Origin of the sequence: Castellaniella sp. GW247-6E4 (assembly GCF_040276065.1) — a bacterium.
In the GTDB taxonomy this organism is placed as follows: Bacteria; Pseudomonadota; Gammaproteobacteria; order Burkholderiales; family Burkholderiaceae_B; genus Castellaniella.
On the sequence record NZ_JBELOI010000045.1, the window covers coordinates 1 to 1,021 of the forward strand.

The 1,021-nt window shown below is 60.3% G+C and carries 1 protein-coding gene; it reads left to right on the forward strand.

All coding sequences use genetic code 11. The features are described from left to right. Window positions 1-924: IS5 family transposase (locus ABS761_RS16855; protein ID WP_350409549.1), on the forward strand; the 924-nt coding region annotated here is incomplete at its 5' end. Window positions 925-1,021 lie beyond the last annotated feature (97 nt).

Below are 1,021 nucleotides of genomic sequence, written 5' to 3' on the forward strand. Positions count from 1 at the left end.
AAGGTGACGCGCCGCGAGAAGTTCCTGGCTGAGATGGAACGGGCTGTTCCCTGGAAGGTCTTCGCTGACTTGGTCGAACCCCACTACCCGAAGGCCGGCAACGGCCGCAGGCCTTACCCGTTGGAAGTGATGCTGCGCATCCACTTCATGCAGCAGTGGTTCAACCTCTCGGACCCGGCGATGGAAGAGGCGCTGTATGACAGCACCTCGATACGTAACTTTGCCAAACTGTCGCTGACGCGCGGCAGCATTCCGGACGAGACGACGATTCTGAACTTTCGCCACCTGCTGGAGAAGCACGACATCGCAGCCGATGCCCTCGAAGCGGTCAACCTGCTGTTGGCCGACCAGGGCATCACGGTGCGCAAGGGCACGATCATTGATGCCACGATCATCGAAGCGCCCAGCTCGACCAAGAACGCTGCAGGCGCGCGGGATCCCGAGATGCATCAGACCAAGAAAGGCAACCAGTGGCACTTTGGCATGAAGGCGCATCTTGGCGTGGACATGAGCGGGCTGGTGCACACCGTGGTGGGCACGGCGGCCAATGTTCACGATGTTACGCAGGCCCATGCGCTGCTGCATGGTGAGGAAGAACTGGTGCTGGGCGATGCAGGCTACCGAGGAGTCCAGGACCGAGAGGAAAACCGGGGGCGCAACGTGCAGTGGCACATTGCAATGCGCCCAGGCAAACGTCGCACGCTGGGCAAGAGCAACATGGGTCGGATGCTGGAGTCCTACGAGCGAGCCAAGGCCAGCCTGCGCTCGCGGGTGGAGCATCCGTTTCGGGTGATCAAATGCCAGTTTGGATTCACCAAGGTGCGCTACCGGGGACTGGCCAAGAACACGGCGCAGTTGAAGATGCTGTTTGCGCTGGCCAACGTGTGGAAGGTACGCCATCACTTGATGGCTGCGGCGGGATAGGTGCGCCCGGAATGGGCGCAGAGCGCCCAAAACGGGCCTGTCGCGGTGAAAATCATCCCGCTTTTGGCCTATTTTTGAGCAATTTTTCTGCATTATG